The sequence below is a fragment of the Desulfobulbus oligotrophicus genome (genome assembly GCF_016446285.1).
Lineage (GTDB): Bacteria > Desulfobacterota > Desulfobulbia > Desulfobulbales > Desulfobulbaceae > Desulfobulbus > Desulfobulbus oligotrophicus.
In genome coordinates, this window is sequence record NZ_CP054140.1 from 1732380 (window position 1) to 1749994 (window position 17615).

General features: G+C 51.1%; 18 protein-coding genes. 15 read left to right on the plus strand and 3 right to left on the minus strand.

Annotated features, from left to right (window positions below; translation table 11 throughout):
- Positions 1–1101 carry a hypothetical protein gene (locus tag HP555_RS07845; protein ID WP_199261255.1) on the minus strand — a complete coding sequence of 367 codons (1101 nt, stop codon included), beginning with the start codon at positions 1099–1101 and terminating at the stop codon, positions 1–3.
- Between HP555_RS07845 and HP555_RS07850 the strand changes: the two genes are divergently transcribed.
- On the plus strand, positions 1100–1465 hold the full coding sequence (locus HP555_RS07850) for a hypothetical protein (protein WP_199261257.1): 366 nt from the start codon (positions 1100–1102) through the stop codon (positions 1463–1465). The genes HP555_RS07845 and HP555_RS07850 overlap by 2 nt on opposite strands.
- On the opposite strand, the gene HP555_RS07855 is transcribed toward HP555_RS07850, so the two are convergent.
- Complete coding sequence (locus HP555_RS07855) at positions 1419–2219, minus strand: LbetaH domain-containing protein (protein WP_199261259.1); 801 nt, start codon at positions 2217–2219, stop codon at positions 1419–1421. The two genes, HP555_RS07850 and HP555_RS07855, sit on opposite strands and share 47 nt — an antisense overlap.
- 225 nt (positions 2220–2444) lie before the next feature.
- Between HP555_RS07855 and lon the strand changes: the two genes are divergently transcribed.
- The 6 genes from lon (at position 2445) to HP555_RS07885 (ending at position 11376) form a co-directional block, all read left to right on the plus strand.
- Positions 2445–4838 (plus strand): endopeptidase La, encoded by a 2394-nt coding sequence (gene lon, locus HP555_RS07860; protein ID WP_408639847.1) that lies wholly within the window; start codon positions 2445–2447, stop codon positions 4836–4838.
- A gap of 101 nt (positions 4839–4939) precedes the next feature.
- Positions 4940–5929, plus strand: a complete 990-nt coding sequence (gene mltG, locus HP555_RS07865; protein ID WP_199261263.1) for an endolytic transglycosylase MltG — start codon at positions 4940–4942, stop codon at positions 5927–5929.
- 231 nt (positions 5930–6160) lie between these two features.
- Positions 6161–6361, plus strand: coding sequence for a cold-shock protein (locus HP555_RS07870; protein WP_199261265.1), 201 nt, complete (start codon positions 6161–6163; stop codon positions 6359–6361).
- Positions 6362–6533: 172 nt separating this feature from the next.
- Complete coding sequence (locus tag HP555_RS07875) at positions 6534–8162, plus strand: NAD+ synthase (RefSeq protein WP_199261267.1); 1629 nt, start codon at positions 6534–6536, stop codon at positions 8160–8162.
- A 121-nt stretch (positions 8163–8283) separates the two neighbouring features.
- A complete protein-coding gene (locus HP555_RS07880; RefSeq protein WP_199261269.1) occupies positions 8284–10056 on the plus strand; it encodes a hypothetical protein in 1773 nt (590 codons plus the stop codon).
- A 108-nt stretch (positions 10057–10164) separates the two neighbouring features.
- Positions 10165–11376, plus strand: a complete 1212-nt coding sequence (locus tag HP555_RS07885; protein ID WP_233249110.1) for a pyridoxal phosphate-dependent aminotransferase — start codon at positions 10165–10167, stop codon at positions 11374–11376.
- Between the two features lie 72 nt (positions 11377–11448).
- On the opposite strand, the gene HP555_RS07890 is transcribed toward HP555_RS07885, so the two are convergent.
- Entirely contained in the window at positions 11449–12432 is a 984-nt protein-coding gene (locus HP555_RS07890) for a LysR substrate-binding domain-containing protein (protein ID WP_199261271.1), read from the minus strand.
- 259 nt (positions 12433–12691) lie between these two features.
- Here HP555_RS07890 and HP555_RS07895 point away from each other — a divergent pair, with 259 nt between their 5' ends.
- From HP555_RS07895 to nuoK, 8 genes are read left to right on the plus strand one after another with little or no spacing between them, the layout of a single operon-like run.
- On the plus strand, positions 12692–13099 hold the full coding sequence (locus tag HP555_RS07895) for an NADH-quinone oxidoreductase subunit A (RefSeq protein ID WP_199261273.1): 408 nt from the start codon (positions 12692–12694) through the stop codon (positions 13097–13099).
- Positions 13069–13587 (plus strand): NADH-quinone oxidoreductase subunit B, encoded by a 519-nt coding sequence (locus tag HP555_RS07900; RefSeq protein ID WP_199261275.1) that lies wholly within the window; start codon positions 13069–13071, stop codon positions 13585–13587. The genes HP555_RS07895 and HP555_RS07900 overlap by 31 nt, the downstream gene beginning before the upstream one ends.
- A 13-nt stretch (positions 13588–13600) precedes the next feature.
- On the plus strand, positions 13601–14140 hold the full coding sequence (locus HP555_RS07905; RefSeq protein WP_199261277.1) for an NADH-quinone oxidoreductase subunit C: 540 nt from the start codon (positions 13601–13603) through the stop codon (positions 14138–14140).
- The gene (locus HP555_RS07910; protein WP_199261279.1) at positions 14137–15255 is read left to right on the plus strand and encodes an NADH-quinone oxidoreductase subunit D; all 1119 of its coding nucleotides are present in this window, start codon (positions 14137–14139) and stop codon (positions 15253–15255) included. The genes HP555_RS07905 and HP555_RS07910 overlap by 4 nt, the downstream gene beginning before the upstream one ends.
- An 18-nt stretch (positions 15256–15273) precedes the next feature.
- A complete protein-coding gene (gene nuoH / locus HP555_RS07915; protein WP_199261281.1) occupies positions 15274–16266 on the plus strand; it encodes an NADH-quinone oxidoreductase subunit NuoH in 993 nt (330 codons plus the stop codon).
- A 2-nt stretch (positions 16267–16268) separates the two neighbouring features.
- Positions 16269–16724: a NuoI/complex I 23 kDa subunit family protein gene (locus HP555_RS07920; protein ID WP_199261282.1), complete on the plus strand. Its 456-nt coding sequence runs from the start codon at positions 16269–16271 to the stop codon at positions 16722–16724.
- Positions 16712–17284, plus strand: coding sequence for an NADH-quinone oxidoreductase subunit J family protein (locus tag HP555_RS07925; RefSeq protein WP_199261284.1), 573 nt, complete (start codon positions 16712–16714; stop codon positions 17282–17284). The genes HP555_RS07920 and HP555_RS07925 overlap by 13 nt, the downstream gene beginning before the upstream one ends.
- A 3-nt stretch (positions 17285–17287) precedes the next feature.
- Positions 17288–17614 carry an NADH-quinone oxidoreductase subunit NuoK gene (gene nuoK, locus HP555_RS07930; RefSeq protein ID WP_199261286.1) on the plus strand — a complete coding sequence of 109 codons (327 nt, stop codon included), beginning with the start codon at positions 17288–17290 and terminating at the stop codon, positions 17612–17614.
- Position 17615: the final 1 nt, after the last annotated feature.

Consider the following 17615-nt stretch of genomic DNA (forward strand, 5'->3'; position numbering starts at 1 on the left):
CTATTGCGGAGCCAGTATGCCGACAACACAACCCGCTGCCGGTTGCGTTGGTCGACAGTACTCCTGTCCTGCGGCATAGCTCTTGGCGAACAGCGAGGGCAGGGAGATGTTTTCAAACAGGTAGAGTTCAAGTTTCCATTGAACATGTTGTGTCGAATCGGAGTTGGCAGCCGTACATTGCGACCATTCCAAGATACCCTTTTCAAGAAGCTGGATCAGTTTCTCACGAGAGTACGCCTCTGTCCGGCCGGTGTACAGTGTGCTGAGTGCCATCTTGAGGCTTTGGCATTGTTTTGCCGGCGACACTTCCAGTGTCTGCGCAAATTCAGAGTCTTTTTGTGTTGCGGGGATCTTCAACGTGGCTAACAGGCGAGGACTCTGTCGCTCTTGTTTTTCATAAAATTCGTGGAGCAGGTCCAGTGCGGTTTGGTACCTGGTGATCAGGAGCCCCGGGATAACGGGTTGAGCAGCCGTGTGAAAAACAAGCCGGGTCCAGGCCCTGAGCCGGTAACGCAGAAAACTGTCCATCTCCTGATCGGACGTTAAGGTTGCAGCGGGAAGGGTGAAGAGGTTGTTCTCATCGTCGCGCAACATTGCTAAGAGCTTGTTTTCCTGTTCAGTAATATCCTGAAAGGCCAGTCGCAGCCCGGCACGTTCTCGGTCGTACATCTCTGCCAACTGAAGAATAAGTCGCGATTGCCAGAGGAGTTGTTCAGTCTCCTGTTCCGGACGAATACCGCTGTTGTTGAGAATGTCACTGATGATGGTCCGGCGTGACTCCGACTGATCGCCGCGATTAAGACCTGCCAGGGTGAGCATGCCCAGCTGGCTGATATACTGACTGCCTCTTTGCTGCAGGTCCTGGTTGAGGGCAATGAACCGTTGACGTTGCTCGCCAAGGGGTACAGCGGTGAAGTACTGGAGCCTGTCTTCTGCATGGTATCGGCTGATCAGCTGCGATTCGCTCTTTGTCAACGGTAGACCATGTTCAATTGTTTGCAGGTAGACAACCTGATCGAAAACTTGTACAAGGGGGCGGAGAAAACGCTCTTCAGGCAGCGTGTCTGGAAATATGCAGGCAATACTTTTGTTTGGAACCATGGCAACACTTCGAGAAAAAATAACGTTTATTGGAACAGCACTGGCGTACATCCTGTTTCATCTGCGTTTAGGGGCTGACTGGTATGCCGTTTTTACAGGCACCCTGTACCAGGTTTTGCTCACAGCGCCCTATGCACTGGGGTTTACCTATATCATTGCCGTTATTATCCGGCGCTTAACCGGTAAAGGATGGCTGCCGTGGGACCGGTTGTTGCGTCTTTTTTTTACTGTGGGCATTCTTTTCGCCTTTTATTTTGCGCTGTACGAGTATGCCGGTCAGCAACCACCGCTTACGGATCGGCAACTGGAGTCTGACTCTAGCGTATCACGCTTTTTTGAGGATGTACTCCAGCGAGTGCGGTAGAGTTGGGCATAAGAAGGCTGTCCGGCCCTATAAGGGTACCCGGGCTGGTTACCGCGTTACAACCGGTTTGCACATTGTCCCCGAGCACAGCACCGAGTTTATGTAAACCGGTGTCAACAGAGCCGTTGCTGGTCCGAAGTTTGACCGTTCCTGTAAAGAAACGTAAGTTTGCACACTTGGTCCCTGCACCAAGGTTGACTTTTCTGCCAAGGATAGAGTCACCAAGATAGGCAAAATGACCGGCTTTGGCATCGTCCAGAAAAATGGAGTGCTTGACTTCAGTGGTATGACCAACCACACAACGCCTGCCGATGAGACAGTTGCCCCGCAGATAGGCGCCTTGGCGAATTTCCGAACCATCGCCGATGATGGCCGGGGATTTAATCATGGCCCCGGATTCAATGAGAACCCCTTTACCGATTGCAACATGCTTGCCCAGGATCACAGCACCCGCCATGATGACCGAGGCCCCTTCCAGAATCTGACCGTTTTCCCAGACTGAAAGACCGCCTTTGGTCGCATCTCCATAGGTGATAATGCACTCTCTGGCATTGCGCAGTTTGCCGTTGAAGGAGATGTACGGGCTGTCAAGAGGTACACCGTCGGTGATGCACAGGTGCTGGAAAGTCGGTTTGACCAGGCCGGCGATGTACTCCTTCAGCTTTTTTAAAGGAGCCCAGACATGGGGGCAATCTGCAAAAAGTTCCTGATGAGTGCAGTCATCAAGGGAAAAATAGGATTCGACTGATAGCATAGGGGGCTCCGATATAAATGAAAAATGAAACGGATGAATGATCTTTTGTATATTGAGCGGCTGGTAATTATTCAAGGAAAATCTTCGTTTACTGCATGTAGCGTCTGCTTGACTTCGGAAAGGGTCATGTTTACTGTCGTGGGACTATTTTGAGCATAGAAGCCATTACCTGAGGTAATGTTGAGGAGGAAAGACGTGGAATTTGATGATTCGTTGTCCACCAGTATGGGTGATTTTGACGAGCAGGCACAGGATTTAGAGATCCCGGATTCTCTGCCGATGATGGCGGTGCGAGATGTTGTGGTCTTTAATTATATGATTATTCCGTTGTTTGTCGGCCGTCCAGGTTCCATTGAGGCGGTGAATGAAGGGCTGGCCGCCAACAAGCTGTTGATGCTGGTTACCCAGAAAGATGCCACCAAGGATGATCCTGAAGAAAAGGATATCTATGAGGTGGGTATGGTCTCAATGATTATGCGGACTCTCAAGCTCCCGGATGGACGGTTGAAGGTGTTGGTCCAGGCCTTGTCAAAAGCCCGCATTCGTTCGTTTCTTCAGGAGAAGCCGTTTTATCGGGTGGAAATTGATCTGATTGAGGAACCCGAATCTCCTGAAATGACAGTGGAGATCGAAGCGCTGATGCGTAATGTGCGTGAGCAGACCGAAAAGATCATGTCGCTTCGCGGACTCCTTTCCTCAGACCTGATGACGATCATTAATAATATTGAAGAGCCGGGGCGCCTTGCTGACCTGGTAGGTTCCAACCTCCGATTGAAGATTGCAGAATCTCAGAAGATCCTGGAAACCATTGATCCGGTTGCACGCCTTCGTCTTGTTGCGGATTTGCTGCACAAGGAACTGGAAGTCTCGACTGTGCAAGCTAAAATTCAGTCGGATGTCAAAGAGGAGATGACACGCAGCCAGCGGGAGTATTTTCTCCGTGAACAGATCCAGGCGCTGAAGCGGGAACTCGGTGACGAGGACAGCTATTCTCAGGAGATTGAGGAGCTCCGTCAGCAGCTGCGCAAGAAGAAGATGCCGAAGTATGCCAAAAAAGAGGCCCGCAAACAGCTGCGGCGCCTGGAGATGATGCATCCGGAAGCTTCCGAGGCAACCATCGTCCGCACCTATCTTGACTGGTTCCTTGATTTACCGTGGCGGCAGTCCTCACCCGATGTGCTTGACCTGAAGGAGGCGGCAGCGGTTCTTGACGAGGATCATTACGGCCTTGACCGTATCAAGGAACGCATCCTGGAATATCTGGCTGTCCGTAAGCTTAATGCCGATACCAAGGGGCCGATCATCTGTTTTGTCGGTCCGCCGGGTGTTGGCAAGACTTCCCTTGGGCAGGCGATAGCCAAGGCCATGGGGCGAAAGTTTTACCGTCTTTCGTTGGGTGGTATGCGGGATGAAGCAGAGATCCGCGGTCATCGCCGCACGTACATCGGTGCCATGCCCGGTCGGATCCTGCAGGGGTTGAAAAGTGTCGGTGCCAACAATCCTGTGTTTATGATGGATGAGATCGATAAGATCGGTGATGACTACCGGGGTGATCCCAGCTCAGCCTTACTTGAAGTGCTTGATCCGGAACAGAACAACACCTTCTCCGACCACTATATGAACTTACCCTTTGATCTCTCCAAGGTCATGTTCATCACTACAGCCAACCGCAGTGATACTATTCCAGGACCATTGCTCGATCGTATGGAGGTGATCCAGCTTTCGGGTTACACGCTGGAAGAGAAAATGGCAATCGCCACCAAGTATCTTTTACCCCGACAGATCCAGGAAAACGGGATCAGGCCCAGCCAGATCAGGATTGACGACGCCACTCTGGAGACAATTATCAGCAGATATACACATGAGGCAGGGGTCAGAAATCTGGAACGTGCCCTGGGCAAGGTCTGCCGCAAGATCGCACGTAAGGTTGCCGAAGGTGGTAAGGGGCCGTATGTTGTTTCCGGAAACACACTGGAAAAGTATTTAGGTCCGTACAGGTATCTTCCTGAAACCGAACTGGATACCACCAATCAGCCCGGGCTTGTCATCGGTCTTGCCTGGACAGAGGTCGGTGGTGAACTGTTGCATATCGAGACCTCGGTTTTGCCGGGGAAGGGGAAACTGTTACTGACCGGTCAGCTGGGTGAGGTCATGAAAGAGTCTGCCCAGGCGGCTCTCAGTTACTGCCGGAGTCGTAATAAGGTTCTTGGTGTGGATCCGGAGTACTTTGATGCCGTGGATATTCATATCCACGTTCCTGCCGGCGCCATCCCCAAAGACGGCCCTTCCGCCGGTATTACCATGACCACGGCACTGTTTTCAGCAATCAGCGGCAAAGCGGTGAAACGCGGTTTTGCCATGACCGGTGAAGTGACTCTGCGCGGGAGAATTTTACCGATAGGTGGATTGAAGGATAAGGCGCTGGCTGCCCTGCGAGCCGGTATCAGCAAGGTGATTATTCCTGAGGAAAATAAAAAAGACCTGGTGGAGATTCCCGAGGAGTTGCGTAAGAAGATCACCTTTTTTCCGGTTAAACACATGGATGAGGTCATTGAGCTGACACTGGGTAAGATTCCGAAAGGGAAACTGCAGCTAAAAAAGATCGACAAAAAAGAGTGATCGCTTGGTCGGAGAACAGTGGTGAGCAAGGTTGCGCTGTTGTGCCGGCGACTTTCACCCTTTAACTCCCCGGATGTTTTGAATTGTTACAGGTCCCGCTTATGCGTCGTATTCTGCTGCTGCTTCTCCTTTTCTTCCTGATCATCGGCAGTGGTGTCGGATTGTGGTACCTCTCCTATCTGACGACGAGAGCACCCGGAGAGGGTGATGTTGTTCTTCTGATTCCCAAAGGATCAGGTGTACGCTCCATTGGCAGACTGCTTGCCACCAGTGGACTGCTTGAAGACGATGCCCGTTACCTGGCCCTTGTTTATCTGTCCGGGGCCAGGTCCAGGTTGAAGGCAGGCGAGTACAGCATCCCCAGAGGCCTGACTCCACCCGAGATCTTAGATCTGCTTGTACAGGGGAAAACGCTGCGACATTATATCACTGTCCCCGAAGGAGTGACTGCTGAGCAGATTGCCGCTATCTTTGCAAAAGACGGCTGGGTCGAACAGGAGCGTTTCTTGTCGCTTGTGACGGACCTGTCTTTTATCAGACAGTTTGGGATTAAGGCTCCGCATCTTGAGGGGTATCTTTTCCCGGAAACATATGCACTGGTTCGAAATGAAACGAGTGAAGAGGCCATCATTCGCAACATGGTGGGCCGGTTTCAACAGGTCTGGCACAGTCTTGAAGTGCCGGCCCGCACAGCATTAAATCAGCACCAGCTGCTTACGTTGGCATCAGTTGTGGAAAAAGAAGCAGCCGTTGCAGCTGAACGACCACTGATTGCCAGGGTTTTTTATAATCGATTGGACAGGAAGATGCGCCTGCAATCAGATCCGACCGTAAGTTATGGGGTTCGCGATTTTAACGGCAAGCTGACCAGGGCTGATCTTAGACGACCCACACCCTACAACACCTATGTTATTCCGGCCTTGCCACCCGGGCCTATCTGTAGCCCGGGACGGGCATCTTTAGAGGCAGTGCTTCATCCAGTTGAGTCTGACGCGCTCTACTTTGTCTCAAAGAATGACGGTACACACGTCTTCTCAACCAATTTAACCGATCACAATCGGGCGGTACAACTGTATCAGCGTGGTTTGTAATGGTTTTAAATGAAAACGACCGGCATCTCCTTTGTGTAAGGAGCAGGGGCGGCCGATAACCGTGCCATCAAATTTCTTGTTTTTCATGCTGAGAATGGTATGTTTGCACGGAGAGGCAGATTAGACGACGCTGTGTCGAGTGCAGTCTCGCGAGTTTTTTTGAGGCAAAAAATAGGCGACCCTGTCGCATGAATACAACGTATAGCCCACGTTAAGGAGTAAAAAGGAACGATGCTGGAAGGAAAAGTAAAATGGTTTAACGAGTCGAAAGGTTTTGGTTTTATTGAACACGAAGCAGGCAAAGATGTCTTTGTCCATTATTCAGCGATCAGCGGCTCGGGATTTAAAACGCTTAATGAGGGCGATACGGTCCAGTTTGAAATTGTTGACGGACCCAAGGGGCCGGCAGCAGCCAACGTTATCAGGAAGTAATTCAACGTTCTTTGCAGCCCGGCTACTTTCTGTTGCCGGGTTTTTTGTGTGCGCAGAACAGGCGACCATCTGCTTCGCATATCGAAATCCCCGGCCAACGAGGCTGGATTCAATAGAGCCGCACATCCATTGTACTGTGCAATGGCATTAATCAGTTTTCCTGGTTGGTAAGATGGCGAAAATCGCACTTGTGCAAACAAATCCTATCATCGGTGCTTTTGAGCGGAATCTTCGCCAGGTCCTTCAGTGGATTGACAAAGCCAGAGAGGCCCGTTGCGACCTGGTGATCTTTCCCGAACTGACACTGAGCGGGTCTCCTCCCTATGATTTTCTGGAACGCTCCTCATTTCTTGAGACACATGACCGTGTTCTGGCTGAGCTCATTCAAACACTGGAAGGTGTCACCTGTATTGTTGGTGTGCCGGAGCGGCGACAGGGACCGGGCAAACCGTTGTATAACTCGGCTTTGGTTCTGGAACGTAACAAAATCGTCTTTCATGCACGGAAACAGTTGCTTGCATCCAACTGTGTGTGTGAGGAAGCCCGCTATTTCGAACCTGGAACAACCCCGACGATCTTTCCCTTCCAAAAAATGTACTACGGTTTGACTCTTGGTGAAGACATCCTGCCGGAGAGTCGTTCAGGTCGGGTGCATCCACTTGCCGGTTTGGCCGTGGAACCGGTTATGCCGGATGTACTGATCAATATCGCCGCCTCTCCCTACTATTTCGGAAAGTTGAAAGCCTATCAGGACACTTTCAGTCAGATGTGCAGGCAGAACAACATCCCCCTGCTGTACGTGAACCAGATCGGTGCGCAGGACGGGTTGGTTTTTGACGGGCATTCCATGGTCATGACAGCCGGTGGTGTGCTCCATCAGATTGGTGCCGGTTATGCAGAGGATATGTTGATCGTTGACAGCGATGAGATTGACACAACGAGTGTTCCGTTTGTCGAAGAAACCGTTACTCAGGTCTATAAAGCGCTGGTGCTGGGTGTCCGTGATTATTCCCGTAAGACCGGACTGACCAAAGCAGTGTTGGGACTGTCCGGAGGGATCGATTCCGCGGTTGCCGCAGTGATTGCCTGCCATGCCCTGGGGCCTGAAAATGTGCTTTGTGTCGCTCTGCCATCTCCGTACACGTCCCCGCAATCCGTTGAAGACGCTGAAAAATTAGCAGAGATTGCCGGCTGTGATTTTGAAGTTATCAATATATCTGCAGCCATGGAAGCTTATCGGCTCGGTTTGGCCGCTTGTTTTACCGGATACCCTGAAGATACAACAGAACAAAACATCCAGTCCCGGATTCGGGGCAATCTGCTCATGGCCCTGTCCAATAAATTTAACCGGTTGCTTTTAACTGCAAGCAACAGATCGGAGCTAGCCATGGGATACTGTACGCTTTATGGTGATATGTGCGGTGGGCTGGCTGTTATTGCTGATGTACCGAAAACCCTGGTGTATACTCTGGCTCACTTTATCAATAAGGAAAGTGAACGTATACCTGAGCAGATCATACTTCGCCCACCGACCGCAGAGCTCAAGCCCAATCAATATGACCAGGATGACTTGCCGCCGTACGATGTGCTTGACGCTGTTTTGCAGGCTTACCTGGAAGAGGGAAAGGGTGTTGAAGAGATTGCAGCCCTGGGATTTGATACCTCGTTAGTGCGTGATATCATTCGTCGAGTAAAAACAAACGCCTATAAACGTCAGCAGGCTCCGCCTTGTATCAGAATAACCACCAGGTGTGCGGCTCCCGGCTGGCGTTATCCACTGGCGCATGGGTTTGTTGAGTGAACGTCCGGGATATCCTCAGATCTGTAGTATTGTTTTTTTGCCGCTGCTTTGTTCTGTCTCTTAGATAAACCTGCCCATCTCTTCCAATCTCAATGCGTATCTGAGACAATCTACATGCACTATGGCCCGGTCGTCTAAAAATCCTGCTCCGATTATAACCTTTGTTCTCGTTGCCCTTGTTTTGGTCGGTGTTCTCATCACCCGTGAATATACAACTTCGCGACCGGAACAGCTTGCCGTGACCACCTCCGGTATGGTTGAAATGTGCTTGAATTGCCATACCGATGAAAAGCTGGATGGCGCCCATGATCGTTTAGTCGTCGGCTGTTCACCCTGTCATCTCGGTGACCCGTTGGCTATTGATAAGGACAAGGCGCATGCGGGTATGGTGCTCAACCCCGGTGATTTACGATGGGTTGAAAAGACCTGTGGTGTCGAGGGGTGTCATCCCGCTGATATCGGTAAGGTGAAAAACTCGTTGATGGCGACAAATCGGGGTATTTTAGCAACACTCCTGTACTATTGGGGAGAAGAGGAGCACCAGCATGCTGACATAAGCGTTGAGCAACTGCTGAAGACCGGTAAAAACTCCCTTGCCCTTGATTACTACCGCAAGTTATGTGCAACCTGCCATTTGTGGAAACAGAAGAACGATCTGCCCGGTGCACCCGCCTTTTTTAACGAGAAGGGTGGTGGTTGTTCAGCCTGCCATTACATCCTTCCCTCAGAGGTACCGAGAAATACGGTCACCACGGAACTCTCTGACAAGACTTTGAAGGCAGTCAAAAAAAGTCTTCCCCACCCTCAGGTGGTTAAACAGATACCAACGGAAAACTGTGTGCGCTGTCATAACCGGTCCGCCCGGATCGGCCTGTCGTACACGGGGGTTTTCGAATCTGAAGGGTATGGAACCCCTTATGAGAAGGGGGAGCAGACCACGCAACGGCTGCCCGGTGATCGTTTTTACTTGCAGATAGCTGATGATGTTCACCATGCAAAGGGGATGGAGTGCATTGATTGTCACACCCGTGAGGAAGTCATGGGTGATGGGACCAGCTATGCACACTATGAGGAGCAAATTGAGATAACGTGTGCAAGTTGTCATAGCGACAGCCCCGGGTTAACCCGTAAAAACAATCCGTTGAATAACCTTTCCCGCAAACAGGGCCAATGGTTTCTTACTGGTAAGGTTGATGGAAAAGAACGGTTGCTCCGGCCGGCATCACAGCAGGTTTGTCTGATGCCGGCGCATAAACGGGTCTCTTGTTCGGCCTGTCATTCCTCCTGGGTCCCCCAGTGCTACGGGTGCCATATAAAGCGCGATAAACGGGAATCACATCTTGATAAACTGACGTTGAAAGAGACCCCGGGCTGGTGGGAGGAGGGACGGTCGTACATCCGCTATGAGAGACCAATGCTTGCTGTCTGGGGAGAGGAGGTGGTGATAGTCACTCCCGGATGCCAGGATCTGGTCACGCTTGTTGACGAGCAGGGTGCGGCAGAGGGCGGGTTTAACCGGTTTACGATGGCTGCCATCAACCCGCACACCATCCAGGCTAAGGGCCGGACGTGTAAAGACTGTCACGCCTCTTCAAAAACAGTTGGACTGGGAGAGGGGAGTGTTGAGAAGAAGAACGGGCAGTGGCACTTTACTCCGGTTGATCGCGGTGTGGAAAATGAACATGGCCGGACACCCGGTTTTGACAATTTTGTGACCATCGATGGTACTCCTCTGCAGCATGGCTCTCGTGCCAACTTGCGACCCTTTAATGGCGAAGAACTTCGACGTATCCTGCGGGTCGGTCTGTGTCTTGAATGTCACCCGCAGGCAGATGATCCAGCCTATCGAAATTATGATTCGCAGCGCCCCTGTCCGGTTTATGTTGAACCGTAGTTCTTTGTATTTTTAACAAGAGTTGTTTTTTGTTCTTGTGCATTTTGATGAAACACGTTACAGCGCACTGCTTTTTTTACCAACAGAGAAACAAGAGGAAGGGGGGCGATGATTTTTTCAAAAAAATTTGTCTTGGCTGACCGGGTTCTGCAAATTGCACCTTCATTGACACTGGCGGTCAATGCCAAGGCCAAAGCTTTGCGGGAAGCCGGGGTGGATGTGTTAAACTTCAGTGTCGGTGAGCCTGATTTGGAAACACCGGCTCATGTCTGCGAGGCGGGAAAGAAGGCCATTGACGACGGACGCACCCGTTATACACCTGCTGCCGGAATCCTGGAATTGCGCCAAGCTGTTTGCGATAAGCTGCAGAAAGAGCAGGGCTGGGAGTATGAACCCGAAGATGTCCAGATCAGCTGTGGCGGCAAACATGGTCTTTACAATATCTTTCAGGCGATTCTGAATCCCGGCGACGAAGTGCTTGTCCCTGCACCTTATTGGGTTTCATATCCACCCATGATTCAGTTGGCCTGTGGCACACCGGTCACCGTCCCCCTGAAAGAGGAAGATCATTTTGATATTGCTCCCGAGATCCTGCTCAAGTGTGCAACGGAAAAAACCAAGGCTATTGTTTTAAACAGTCCGTCAAACCCCACGGGAGCTGTCTACTCCTATGAGGCCCTCGCCGAGGTCGGTAAGCTGGCTTATGAGAACGGTTGGTTGATCATCAGCGATGATATGTATGAAGACCTGTATTACGGTGAAGGGAAAGTGCCGCACATCTTGCATGTCGACCCGCGGTTAAAAGCACAGACAGTCCTGTGTAACGGTGTGTCCAAATCGTTTGCCATGACCGGGTGGCGCATCGGCTACTCTATCGGCCCGCGTGATGTTATCCGGATGATGAACAGAATCCAGAGCCAGTCAACATCCAATCCGGCAGCGCCGTCCCAGTATGCTGCACTGGCGGCCCTGACCGGGCCCCAGGAATTTCCTCATCTGCTGCGTGAGGCGTTCATTCCGCGTCGATCCTATATTGTTGAGGCCCTGGACGCGTTACCGGGCGTCACCTGTGTTGCACCCATGGGTGCTTTTTATGTGTTCCCTAACTTCTCAGCCTATTATGGCAGGTCCTTCCGCGGCACCACCATTGATGGTTCAGTCTCGCTTGCCGATTATTTCCTCAGTGAGGCTCAGGTTGCCTCTGTGCCGGGAGCAGCGTTCGGCGCTGATGATTTTGTTCGATTTTCCTTTGCCACCTCCATGGACATCATTGAAAAGGGGATGGTGCGTATTCAGCAGGCCTTGGCAGCTCTTCAGTAACTGATGCGGCAGCGGCCGCCGATTGATCGCATGCCGGGCAGCTGGTTCGCCTGGAAGGAGCGCGGAGGAAAGTCAGCTGTCTGCCGGCGGTGTCGAGAGTTGACTTTTATTGAGGAGAGACTGCAGTTTCCAGGGGGAAGAGAGGCATTCACGGCCAAGATGATTTTTGGCCACAACCTCACAGAATCGGAGGAACTCGGCCATCAAACGGGTGATGATTTTGTCCTTGTGCTGAATGATCCAGAGCTGGCGGCTCATGTCCATACCCTCAATGGGTAAAATTTTAAGCCAACCCTCCTCAGCCTCTCGACCGACCGTCAACATAGAGAGACAGGCCGCACCCACACCGGCTTCCACCGCCTTTTTTATGGCCTCAGTGTGGCCGGTTTTAGTGACTACTCGTAAGAAAGAAGCGTGGCGGCCGAGTTTTTTTGTAAAGATCTCAGCTGTCCCTGATCCTTCTTCCCGCATAACCCAACTTGTTTCCTTAAGATCGTCCGGAATCCGAAAGGTTGTTCTCTTGGCCAGGTTATGGGTTGAGCTGACAATAATTCCCAGCTCGTCTTCAAACCATGGGGTGGCTACCAGCGCATCCACATTGATATCCCCTTCCACAAAACCAAGATCAGCCTGACCCGTGGCTACTAACTTTTCTGCGGTCATGGTATTGACGACCAGCATGTTGATATGTGCCTCCGGGTGGAGGTGCATGAAGGTGCCGATGAGATAGGGGAGAACGTAGTTACCGAGGGTGGTGCTGGCGACTATTTCGAGAACGCCGGCAACAACATCCTGCTGTTCCGTGAGGATGGTCTCAATATTGGCGACCTGATGTAAGATATTTTTGGCAAGAGGGAGGAGGTAGCGACCACGATCATTGAGCAGTAAGCTTCGACCGTGTCGGTCAAAGAGGTGACCACCCAACTGGTTCTCCAGTTCACCAAGGGCCATGCTGACAGCAGACTGAGTAAGCAGTAATTTTTTGCTGGCCCGTGTGACCTGTTGTGTTTCAGCGACGGCAATGAATATTTCTATCTGCCGGAAAGTAATTGGCATAGCGTATCAGTACAGCTGTATCAGTTTGACTGAAGAGATTCATGATCTAAATTGAAACAGCAGTAACCGTAACACGTTCCGGAAATTGGTCAACGTTTTTTCGACTGTTCGAGAAAATATCATGGCTGGCCAGCGCGATATCCATAGACTTTTAAATTGTGCTTGACACAGAAGCGGGTATTCGGTAATTTAATAAGCTGTGTTGATATGAAGTATCAGTTGAATTGATACCGGTCTCATGGCTGACGAAGGAGCGGAAATGGATCAGGTTGTTCTCACCGACATCATCTACATTGCCATTTTCTTAATGGGAGCCCTCCTGTTCGGAGTCGGGCCGATCATCATAGTCAAGCTGGTGAGCCCCACCTCACATACCAGACAGACAGCCGACCGCACTGATCAGTTGATCGAGTGCGGTATGGAACCCATCGGTACCGCCTGGATTCGTTTTGGTATCGTTTATTACCTGTACGCCTTGATTTTCCTCGCCTTTGATGTTGATGTCATCTTTCTTTTTCCCGCAGCGGTTGCTTACAACCATCCGGAACTTGGCGTTCAGGACTTTTTTGAAATAGTACTGTTTGTTGCCATCCTTTCATTGGCCATTGTTTACGCCTGGCGCAAAGGAGTTTTTACATGGGAGAAGAAAGCGTACCTTCGTCAATAGAAAGTGTACCTTCGTCGATAGTTCAGTTTGCACAACTGGATAAGCTGCTGAATCTCGGTCGGGCCAATTCATTGTGGCCCATGACCTTCGGGCTTGCCTGCTGCGCCATTGAGATGATGTGCACCGGTGGTTCCCGTTACGACATCTCCCGGTTCGGGGCTGAAGTGTTTCGACCCTCTCCGCGACAAAGTGATGTGATGATCGTCGCCGGAACCATCAATAAGAAACTCGAGCTGGCCGTTAAAACACTGTACGACCAGATGCCTGAACCCAAATGGGTGATTGCCATGGGGAACTGCGCCATCAGTGGCGGACCGTTTAAAGTCAAAAACAATTATAATGTGATTGAGGGAGCGGACAAACTTTTTCCTGTAGATGTCTATATCCCCGGTTGCCCTCCCCGACCCGAAGCATTGCTTGAGGGTATTATGACCCTTGAGGAAAAGATAACCGGCAAACGGCGTTGGCCGCGAGTAGAGTCGTGCTGAAGAGGGCAATCTTATGACGATATGCGAAAAACTTCAGCAGGCATTGCAACCGCTTTTCCCCTTGTGTGATGTGTCTTCTGAACCACTGGTAAAGGATGAACCTCAGGTCGCTGATTCTGAAAAAGAGGAGTCGCAGACTGCTGATACGCCGACTGTCGGAGTGCTGTGGACTGATGCAGGCAGGTATGGCCATCATCTTGATATCGTCTGCCTTCCAGACCAGGTGGTGCCTGTGGCCGGTATTATGGACAGGGAGGGGTTCTTCCTTGAGGCCATTACCGGCGTTGATTGGCTCAAGCGACAGCAACTTGAAGTGGTGTACGATTACAATCGGTTGGGCGGTGAACATTGCCGGGTCATGGTCAGAACATTTCTTCCCCGCAATAATCCGGTCGTACCGACGGTCTCCTCGGTTTTTCCGGCTGCTGACTGGCATGAACGAGAAACCTATGACTTTTATGGAATACAGTTTCAGGGTCATCCAAACCTGATCCGCATCCTGCTGCCTGAAGATGCTGATTTCCATCCCCTCCTCAAGGATTATACCCCATGAGCGTTCCTCTCCATCTGCGGTCGGATGAAGTTTTTGTTCTCAATCTGGGGCCGCAGCACCCTGCCACCCACGGTGTCCTCCGGGTGAAGCTCACCATGGATGGCGAGTATATTGTCAAGGCGGAACCGGTATTGGGATACATTCATCGCATGCATGAAAAGATGGCGGAAGACGGCATCTTTGCTCAGTTTATGCCCAATACCGCCCGTATGGATTACCTGCATGCCCTTGCCTTTAACCATGGTTGGGCCCTGGTCGTTGAAAAGGCAGCCGACATTGAAGTCCCTGAACGTGCCGAGTATATCCGGGTTATCACCGTTGAACTCAACCGTATAGCCAGCCACCTCTTGTGGTGGGCGGCATTTCTTTTGGATCTGGGTGGCTTTACTCCGCTGTTGTATGCCTTTGATGATCGCGAAAAAATTATTGATCTGCTTGAGCGTGTCACAGGATCGCGGTTGACGTACTGCTACATGCGTTTCGGTGGCGTCTTAAACGACATTGACGATGAGTTCATCACCGGTACCCGTGACTTTATCAAACGGCTTCGCAGCCGTCTGCCGCGCCAGTATCATGATCTGGTCACACACAATATTATTCTCATAAAACGAATTAAAGATATCGGTTTTGTTTCAGCTGAGCAATGTCGTCGTTACGGTGCAACCGGACCTGTGGCCCGCGGTTCAGGCATCAACTACGATGTCCGTAAAAATGAACCGTACTCGGTTTATCCGGAGTTTGATTTTGATATCCCGGTTTTTCCGGAAGGCGATTCCATGGCTCGTTACATGGTCCGCATGCATGAAATTGAGCAGTCGATGCGTATCATCGAACAGGCGCTTGACAAGCTGCCTGCCGGTCCGGTGATGGGCAAGGCACCACGGCAGTTGAAACCCGATGCCGGTTACTACTATTCGGCGGTTGAAACTGCCAGAGGGTTACTCGGTCACCGACTGGTCTGTGATGGAGACAAAAATCCCTACAAACTGAAACTGCGTTCACCAACCTTTTCCAACCTGAGTCTGTTCGGCGAAGTCGCTGAAGGCATGCTGCTGGCAGATGCTTTGGCCTTCATGGGGAGCCTTGACCTGGTTATTCCCGAAATAGATCGCTGACCGGCGGAGGAGTCATTGATGGAAACAAGTGTGTGGCGTGCCCTGCTTTATCTGGTGGGTATCATGGTCTTTGCCGGACTCAATGCCGCCTATCTCGGCTGGTGTGAAAGAAAGGGAGCCGGCCGGATTCAGCGTCGTATCGGCCCCTGTGAGGTGGGGTATGCCGGTTTGCTCCAACCAATAGCCGATGGTGTGAAGCTGTTGAGCAAGCAACTCCTGGTTCCGCGCGGTGTTGACCATATCCTTTTTCGCACAGCACCGGTTTTGGCTATGATTCCGGCCATGACCTCGATGGTGGCGATACCTTTTTCAGCAAACATTCAGGCACGTGCTATTGAGCTGTCTGTCCTCTTACTTTTTGCCCTGGCATCAATCGGGATGATGGCTGTGCTTCTGGGAGGCTGGGCTTCCGGAAACAAGTACGCCATCATCTCCTCGGCTCGGGCCGTCTCCCAGAATCTGGCTTATGAAATCCCAATGCTGGTGACAGTCATCACAGTGGTGCTGCTCACCGGCTCCCTTGAACTGCGGGAGATCGCTCTTAAGCAGCAGGGTGGGTTCTGGCACTGGAATGTTTTCCGTCTGGAAAATGGTCATTTTCTGACCATGTGGATCTCGTTTATCATTTTTTTCATCTGCTCTGTTGCGGAGACCAACCGGGCACCGTTTGATATGGCTGAGGCGGAAAGTGAACTGGTGGCCGGATATATGACGGAATACAGTTCCATGGGGTTCGGCCTTTTCATGATGGGCGAGTATCTTAACATCGTGGTTGGTGCTTGTCTGACGACGACGCTCTTTCTCGGAGGGTGGGACTGCCCCCTTGGTCTGACACCGGGTGTCTGGTGGTTTTTAATTAAAATTTATATCCTTATCTTTACATTTATCTGGATTCGCTGGACCTATCCGCGCACGCAGATCTATAAGCTCCTGAATCTTTCCTGGAAGTTTCTGATTCCTTTTTCTTTTGCGAATCTTTTGATTACAGCCGCTTTGATTAAGGTGTTTTGACGATGAACCAATATTGGACAGATATTATTTATGGCGGTAAAAGCCTGCTCACCGGGCTCGCCATCACTGCACGGGAGTTTTTCAGTCCGGTGGTTACGGAACAGTATCCGTACGAAGTACCGACCATGACGCCGTTGTTTCGCGGGCATACTGAGTTGATCGGCAATGAGGAAACCGGTCTGCCGAACTGCGTTGTCTGCGGGGCCTGTCCCAGGGCCTGCCCGTCCAACTGTATTACACTGGAGGGTAAAAAGGCGGAGAGCGGCAAGGGGCGGGTGTTGACCCGGTATATCCTTGATTTCAGCAAGTGCAGCCTCTGTGGTCTGTGTGTTGAAAGCTGTAAGTTTAATGCGCTGCGTTTTTCCAGGGATTACAATCTTGTCAGTTTCGATAAAGACGATTTTATCTATATGGATTTAATGAAAAGATTGGAGGAACAGAACAGATGCAAGAAATAATCTGTCAGACCGAAGCTCCTGCCGATCTTTTTTCTGCAGAGGCAATGGTCGGGTTGATCTTTCTGATGGCCGTGTTTCTTGTTGTTGCAGGTGCCGTTGTCGCCGTGGCAAGCGGGGGGCGAGTGCGTTCAATGCGTTTAGTCCGTGCGATCGCCGGTCTGGCTGTCTGTTTTTCCGGGTTAGCCATAGTGTATTACTATCTGCTCAGTCCGTTTCTGGCGATGATGCAGCTGTTGATCTATGTCGGCGCTGTATCGGTTCTGATCGCTTTTGGAATTATGATGGCTACGCCGGATGCCGGCAAGCTCTCAGGTATGAAAAATCCTGCAGCTCTGGCGGGGCCCCTTGCCCTCGGGGTCGGCGGATTGCTGTTTGCGGGGTTGACGGTCCTCGTCGCCAGAACCCAGTGGCAGCCTTGGCCACGTCAGAAATCAGGGGATATTGAGGCAATCGGCTTATCCCTTTTAACGACTCATTCCATGGTCTTCGAACTCATCTCCATTGTTCTGTTAATGGCTATTATAGGTGCTTTGGTCCTGGCGCGAAAGGGAAGGAGTTGATCTATGTTTCTTCTGAATTTGCACAACTGCCTGACAACTTACCTGGTGCTGGCCGCCCTGTTGTTTGCTTTTGGCATGTACGGCATGGTCACACGACGCACGGTCATCGGCATGTTGATTTCATCCGAACTGCTTCTTTCCGCTGCATCCACTAATTTTATTGCGTTCAGTCGATTCTTAGCCCCTGATCCTGCTACTGGTCAGATTTTTGCACTGTTTATCATGGCGATTGCCGCTGCCGAAGCCGCCATTGCTGTCAGTATCATGATTGCCGTCTACCGGAACTACAAATCGGTCGACACTGAAGATCTTGTCGACCTGCAAGGGTAAA